The organism is Streptomyces sp. Ru71 (assembly GCF_002920535.1).
Lineage (GTDB): Bacteria > Actinomycetota > Actinomycetes > Streptomycetales > Streptomycetaceae > Streptomyces.
Genome location: NZ_PQSS01000144.1, coordinates 1 through 6,091, shown reverse-complemented (window position 1 = coordinate 6,091; position 6,091 = coordinate 1). Strand labels below are relative to the sequence as shown.

The window sequence follows — 6,091 nt, the reverse complement described above, 5'->3', positions numbered from 1 at the left end:
GTCGTGGCTGGTCGCCTTTGCCTGCGGCGGCCTGTGCGGGTTGCGTCGTGGTTACTCGCCTTTGCCTGCGGCGGCCTGTGCGGGTTGCGTCGTGGCTGGTCGCCTTTGCCTGCGGCGGCCTGTGCGGGTTGCGTTGTGGTTGCTCGCGGGTGCCTGCGGCGGCCTGTGCGGGTTGCGTCGTGGCTGGTCGCGCAGTTCCCCGCGCCCCTGAAATGCCTGCGGCGGCCCGTTGCGGTCGCGTCGTGGCTGGTGTAGCGCCTTCTGTCCGGTGGGTGGGTCGGGGCCGGGGTGGGGGGTATCCGTCCTCGGTCCGGCCCACTGTCCCCGACACGGGTGCCGTTGGCGGTGCCGGCCGCTGCGGGCGGACACCCCCCACCCCGTCCCCTTCCCGCCGTGGGCGACTGCGGGCCGCCATCGGCTTGGCTGCGCGCCGCCGCGCGGGGGCGGCAACCGTCCCCGCGTAGCCGCGGGCGGCGCAGCGCCGGGCGGCTGCCATACCTGCGTAGCTGCGGGCAGTCGTGCCGCTGGGGCGGCACGGGTGGGCGCTGGGGGTCCCCCGTGCTCGAAGAGCTTGGGGGAGGCACCCCGCCAGCGCCGGTGAGCGAAACCCACCCCCGGTCAGCCACAGCACCGGGCACTCCGTCCCGCCCAGCCGCGGGCATGCGTGCCGCCCGGGGCGGCACGGGTGGGCGCGGGCGGCACCCCGTTGCGCCGGGTTGCGCCACCCACCCCCGGCCCACTGCAGTCAGCCTGCGGCTGAAACGCCGGGGGTGTAGAGCAACCGGGGTGCGTGGGAACGCCCCCGCCCAGGTTGCCGTTGGGCGCCTGGGCGGGGGGTCACTGGGTCAGGCTGTGGGTTCGAGGGTTCGGGGGTCCTCCGAGGCGGTTCGGGTGGTTATCGCGTGGCGGGCCGTCGGGATCAGGAGCGCCGCCACGCCGGCCAGCGCAACCACCGCCGCCCCCGTGAGCACCGCCGGCCGCAGGCCGTCGACGAAGGCCTGCCCGGACTCGTAGCCACCCTGCGCCGAGAAGATCGACGACATGATCGCGATGCCGAGCGCACCCCCGACCTCCCGCAGCGCGTTGTTCGCCCCGGAAGCGATCCCCTGTTCGGCCGGCCGCACGCTGGACATGACCAGATGCGAGGCCGGGGCGAAGAACAGCGCCATGCCCACGCCGCTGATGATCAGACCCGGCAGCTGGCTGGCGTAGGACGCATCCGCGGTCGACGCCGACGCCAGGTACCCCAGCCCCGCGGCCTGGAGGAAGAGGCCCACCGCGACCACCGGCCGGCCGCCGATACGGTCGGCCAGGATGCCGGCGATCGGCGCCACGAGCATCGGCATACCGGTCCACGGCAGCATGCGCAGCCCCGCCTGCGTGGGCGAGTAGCCGAGCACACCCTGCATGTACTGGCTGAGCAGGAAGATCGAGCCGAACATACCGAGGAACATCAGCATGCTCGCCGCGTTGATGCCGGAGAACGAACGGGAGCGGAACAGCCGCATCGGCAGCATCGGGTTCTTCGCCCGCGTGCCGTGCAGCACGAACCCGGCCAGGAGCGCGCCGCCCGCGATCAGTCCGAGGAGGACCAGGCTGCTGGTCCAGCCGTCCGCCGGCCCGCGGACCAGGCCGTAGACGATCCCGAAGAGGCCGCCGCTGGCGAGCAGCGTGCCGGGGATGTCGAGCGGCGCACCGGTGCCGTAGGACTCGGCGAGGCGGAGCCGGGCGAGGGGCAGCAGGGCGATGCCGAGGGGGACGTTCAGCCAGAAGATCCAGTGCCAGGAGATGTGCTCGGTCAGGCTGCCCCCGATCAGCGGCCCGGAGGCGACCGCGAGCCCGTTCACCGCGCCCCAGATGCCGTACGCCATGCCGCGTTTGGCGGCGGGCACGGCGGCCGTGAGCAGGGTGAGGGTGAGCGGCATCATGATCGCCGCGCCGACCCCCTGCACCGCGCGGGCCGCGATCAGGGCGCCGATGCCGGGGGCCATGGCCGCGGCGGCGGAGGCGCCGGTGAAGACGGTGACCCCCACCTGGAAGAGCCGGCGGCGGCCGAAGCGGTCGCCGAGGGCCGCGCCGAACATCAGCAGCACGGCGAAGGTGAGCGTGTAGGCGCTGACGGTCCATTCGAGGTCGCCCAGGGCGCCGCCGAGGTCCTCGCGGATGGAGGGCAGCGCGGTGGTGACGACGAGGTTGTCGAGGGCCGCCATGAATCCGGCGACGCTGGTGATGACCAGGGCCCAGACGGTGCCCCGGGTGGTGGGTTGTGACATCTCTCCCCCAGAGAGTTCGTTAGTTATTGGTCACTAAGTTTCGAGCCCATGGGAAACCGGCGCCGGCTTGCGGGCCGCTTCCTCTTCCGTTACGTCGTCGACTGGTCCTCGGGCGCCCTGAGCCCCGCCCACACCCGGTGGTCGTCCGGGAACCCCATCGCCACCAGGCAGTTGATGAGCATGCCGTACGCCATGAAGGTCGTCGTCTGACGGGCGTCGGCACCGAAGGGCAGGTGCACCGTGTCCCACAGCCGCGTCCAGCCCTGCCGTACGGCCTCGCCGAACTCGTGATCACCCTCGGCCTCGGCCGCCGCGACCGCGAGATACATCTGCATCTGCATCATCAGCCGCTCGGGCTGCTCGGCGATGACCCTCCGGTAGGCCTTTCCCATGGCCTCCAGGGCCTCTTCCCCTTCCAGTCCCTCCGAGGCCTCCTCGAAGGTCCGGATGGTGTCCTCGACGCAGCGTTCGGCCGCCGCGAGGAAGATCGCCCGCTTGCCCGGGAACAGCCGGAAGAGATACGGCTGCGAGACGCCGACCCGCTTGGCGATCGCCTCCGTCGAGGTGCCGTGGTAGCCACCTCGGGCGAACTCGGCGGTCGCCGCGCGAATGACGCTCTCACGCCGCTCTTCTGCGCTCATCCTGACCATGGGACTAAGTTAGTACTCAATCACTAACTACGTCAAGCGGTCGCCCGGGATTGATTGCAGTAAGGGGCGTCCCCCCATGGAGGACACCCCTTACTCGATGATCTCGTCCTGGCTCAGGCCAGACGGACGACCGCCCGGGACATGCCGAGGACCTTCTGCCCGGCGCTGGTCGCCGTCAGGTCGACACGGACGGTGTTGTCGTCGAGCTTGGCGGCCACCTTGGCGCTGACCTCGATCGTGGCGCCCTGGTCGTCGTTGGGGACCACGACCGGCTTGGTGAAGCGGACGCCGTACTCGACGACCGCGGCCGGGTCGCCGGCCCAGTCGGTGACCACCCGGATCGCCTCGGCCATGGTGAACATGCCGTGCGCGATGACGTCGGGAAGCCCGACCTCCTTGGCGAACTTCTCGTTCCAGTGGATCGGGTTGAAGTCCCCCGAGGCGCCCGCGTACTGCACGAGCGTGGCGCGGGTCACGGGGAAGGCCTGGGCCGGCAGCTCGGTGCCGACCTCGACGTCGTCGTAAGCGATCTTCGCAGTCATCGTCTTCTCACGCCTCCTCGTCCGCCGCGCGGGCCACGAGCTTGGTCCAGGCGGTCACGACGTGCTCACCGGCCTCGTCGTGGACCTCGCCCCGGACGTCCAGGATGTCGTTGCCGGCCATCGACTTGATCGCCTCGATCGTCGAGGTGACCGTGAGCCGGTCGCCGGCGCGCACCGGGCGCCGGTAGGCGAACTTCTGGTCGCCGTGCACCACACGGCTGTAGTCCAGGCCGAGCTGCGGGTCGGCGATGACCTGCCGGGCCGCCTTGAAAGTGATCGCGAACACAAAAGTGGGCGGAGCGATCACATCCGGGTGGCCGAGCTGCTTGGCGGCCTCCGGGTCGGTGTACGCCGGATTGGCGTCGCCCACCGCCTCCGCGAACTCCCGGATCTTCTCCCGGCCCACCTCGTAGGGCTCGGTGGGCGGGTAGGTCCGCCCCACGAAGGACTGGTCGAGCGCCATGGCTCGGCACCTCCTGATCCTGCCTGCTTGGACAAAACAAACGTTGCGGTGAACCAAACGACGCGAGGCCGCCCCCCAGGTTCTCGGGGGCGGCCTCGTGTACGAGCCTGATTTATCGCGTCTCGCGGTGCGCGGTGTGCGCATTGCAACGCGGGCAGTGCTTCTTCATCTCAAGACGGTCCGGGTTGTTACGCCGGTTCTTCTTGGTGATGTAGTTCCGCTCCTTGCACTCCACGCAGGCCAGCGTGATCTTCGGGCGGACGTCGGTGGCAGCCACGTGAGTGCTCCTTGACGAACGGTTGACTAGAAATAACGCACATGAAGAGTAGCCGATCGACGGACCGACCCACCAATCGGCTACTTGGAGTAGCGGTGACCGGACTTGAACCGGTGACACAGCGATTATGAGCCGCTTGCTCTACCGACTGAGCTACACCGCTGCGGTGCGATCGGGCCCCGCCTTGCGACGGGAACCTCACTCACCAGAGCCCCAAAACGGAATCGAACCGTTGACCTTCTCCTTACCATGGAGACGCTCTGCCGACTGAGCTATTGGGGCGAGCGAGGAAGACATTACACGGTTGTCCGCCGTTCGCCCAAATCCGATTCCCGCCACCCGAGCGCGACGCCCCCCGCCCCCCTCCCACGGGCCCCAGAGGCCCCTGCGGCCCCCGCCCGTACGCGCTCGCTGACGGACCACACCGGTACGACTATTGCGCTCCTCCCTGACGCGCGCGGGCCGTCACCCTAGGCTCGACTCACTCTGTGTGATCTTGCGCCGCCGCGCGCGGTCCGACGAGCCCCTGGAGCGCGATGCCCGACAGCCAGCCGCAGCCGCCGCAGCCGACCCCGTCGTCGCCGGGACCGGCCGACCCCGGCCTGCTGCTGTGCGGGGCGCGGCTCACCGACGGCCGGCGGGTCGACGTACGGCTGGGCGGCGGGCGCATCGAGGCGGTCGGCACCGCGGGCAGCCTCGCGGCGGAGGCCCACGGCCGCGGCACGCGCGTGGATCTGCGCGGCTACGTGCTGCTGCCGGCCCCCGCCGAGCCGCACGCCCACGCCGACACCGCGCTCACCGCGGACGGCGACGGGCCGGTCTCCGACGACCCCCGGGACGTCCAGCGGCGGGCCACCGAGGCGGCCCTGCTCCAGCTGGGCCACGGCGCCACCGCGCTGCGCGCCCACGTGCGCGTGGGCGACGTACAGGGACTCGGTGCCCTCGGCGCCGTACTGCAGGCGCGTCGGGCGCTGCGCGGGCTCGCCGAGCTGACCGCGGTGGCGGTGCCACGCGTACTGACGGGGCGGGCCGGGGCGGAGGGGCTGGCGATGCTCCGGGACGCGATGAAGATGGGCGCCTGCGTCGTGGGCGGCTGTCCCGACCTCGACCCCGACCCCACGGGCTACGTGGAGGCCGTCCTGGAGGTCGCCTCCGAGCACGGCTGCCCCGTCGACCTGCACACCGACGCCGCCGACCCGGCACGCCTGGCCCGGCTCGCGGCGATGGCGGGCGGGCTGCGCCCCGGCGTGACGCTCGGCCCGTGCGGCGGCCTGGCCCGGCTGCCCGCCGAGGCGGCCGCCCGCACCGCCGACCAGCTGGCCGTGGCGGGCGTGGCGGTCGTATGCGTGCCGCAGGGCGGCTGCGGGGGCGCCCAGGGGCGCGACACGGCGCCCGTACGACTGCTGCGCGCCGCCGGCGTCCGGGTGGCCGCCGGCAGCGGCGCGCTACGCGACGTCTCCAACCCCGTAGGACGCGGCGACCCCCTGGAAGCCGCATACCTGCTGGCCTCGCGCCACGGCCTGCGCCCGGAGGAGGCCTACGACGCCGTCAGCACGTCGGCACGCGCCCTGCTCGGCCTGCCGGAGGTCCGCGTGGAGGCGGGCTTCCCGGCCGAGCTGCTGGCCGTACGCGGAGACCGCCTGTCCGAAGCCCTGTCCCTGGCCTACAGCCGGATCGTGGTGCACCGGGGCCGCGTGGTGTCCCGGACCAGCGCGGTACGGGAGTTCTGCGACTCGGCAGCGGCCCTGGACCTGGGCCTCCCCCGCCAGGGCCGCACGGAACTGTCCTGACGGAACCCCACACGAGCGGCACCCGCGTACGGCGGCAAGGGCCGCGGTGGGGGTGTCCGCCCGCAGCGGCCGGCACGACCCACAGTGACAGCGTCG

Annotated in this window: 6 protein-coding genes and 2 tRNA genes; 1 reads left to right on the top strand and 7 read right to left on the bottom strand. The window is 72.0% G+C overall.

Annotated elements, in window-relative coordinates; all coding sequences use genetic code 11:
• Positions 1-845: 845 nt before the first annotated feature.
• From C3489_RS37600 to C3489_RS37570, 7 genes are all read right to left on the bottom strand, one after another.
• Entirely contained in the window at positions 846-2,273 is a 1,428-nt protein-coding gene (locus tag C3489_RS37600; protein ID WP_103786625.1) for a DHA2 family efflux MFS transporter permease subunit, read from the bottom strand.
• Positions 2,274-2,362: 89 nt separating this feature from the next.
• The gene (locus C3489_RS37595) at positions 2,363-2,923 is read right to left on the bottom strand and encodes a TetR/AcrR family transcriptional regulator (protein WP_181140001.1); all 561 of its coding nucleotides are present in this window, start codon (positions 2,921-2,923) and stop codon (positions 2,363-2,365) included.
• A gap of 113 nt (positions 2,924-3,036) precedes the next feature.
• Entirely contained in the window at positions 3,037-3,465 is a 429-nt protein-coding gene (locus C3489_RS37590; RefSeq protein ID WP_103786624.1) for a MaoC family dehydratase, read from the bottom strand.
• Between the two features lie 7 nt (positions 3,466-3,472).
• Entirely contained in the window at positions 3,473-3,928 is a 456-nt protein-coding gene (locus tag C3489_RS37585; RefSeq protein ID WP_103786623.1) for a MaoC family dehydratase N-terminal domain-containing protein, read from the bottom strand.
• A gap of 112 nt (positions 3,929-4,040) precedes the next feature.
• Positions 4,041-4,205, bottom strand: a complete 165-nt coding sequence (gene rpmG / locus C3489_RS37580; RefSeq protein WP_003948671.1) for a 50S ribosomal protein L33 — start codon at positions 4,203-4,205, stop codon at positions 4,041-4,043.
• Positions 4,206-4,295: 90 nt separating this feature from the next.
• A tRNA-Met gene (locus C3489_RS37575) sits at positions 4,296-4,368 on the bottom strand.
• Positions 4,369-4,414: 46 nt separating this feature from the next.
• Positions 4,415-4,487 (bottom strand) — tRNA-Thr (locus C3489_RS37570).
• Between the two features lie 254 nt (positions 4,488-4,741).
• Between C3489_RS37570 and C3489_RS37560 the strand changes: the two genes are divergently transcribed.
• On the top strand, positions 4,742-5,995 hold the full coding sequence (locus tag C3489_RS37560; RefSeq protein WP_103786621.1) for an amidohydrolase family protein: 1,254 nt from the start codon (positions 4,742-4,744) through the stop codon (positions 5,993-5,995).
• Positions 5,996-6,091: the final 96 nt, after the last annotated feature.

Bases quoted from the DNA above. Each gene is read 5' to 3' on its own strand.
- C3489_RS37600 (WP_103786625.1), bottom strand. From the start codon at position 2,273: ATGTCACAACCCACCACCCGGGGCACCGTCTGGGCCCTGGTCATCACC.
- C3489_RS37595 (WP_181140001.1), bottom strand. From the start codon at position 2,923: ATGGTCAGGATGAGCGCAGAAGAGCGGCGTGAGAGCGTCATTCGCGCG.
- C3489_RS37590 (WP_103786624.1), bottom strand. From the start codon at position 3,465: ATGACTGCGAAGATCGCTTACGACGACGTCGAGGTCGGCACCGAGCTG.
- C3489_RS37585 (WP_103786623.1), bottom strand. From the start codon at position 3,928: ATGGCGCTCGACCAGTCCTTCGTGGGGCGGACCTACCCGCCCACCGAG.
- C3489_RS37560 (WP_103786621.1), top strand. From the start codon at position 4,742: ATGCCCGACAGCCAGCCGCAGCCGCCGCAGCCGACCCCGTCGTCGCCG.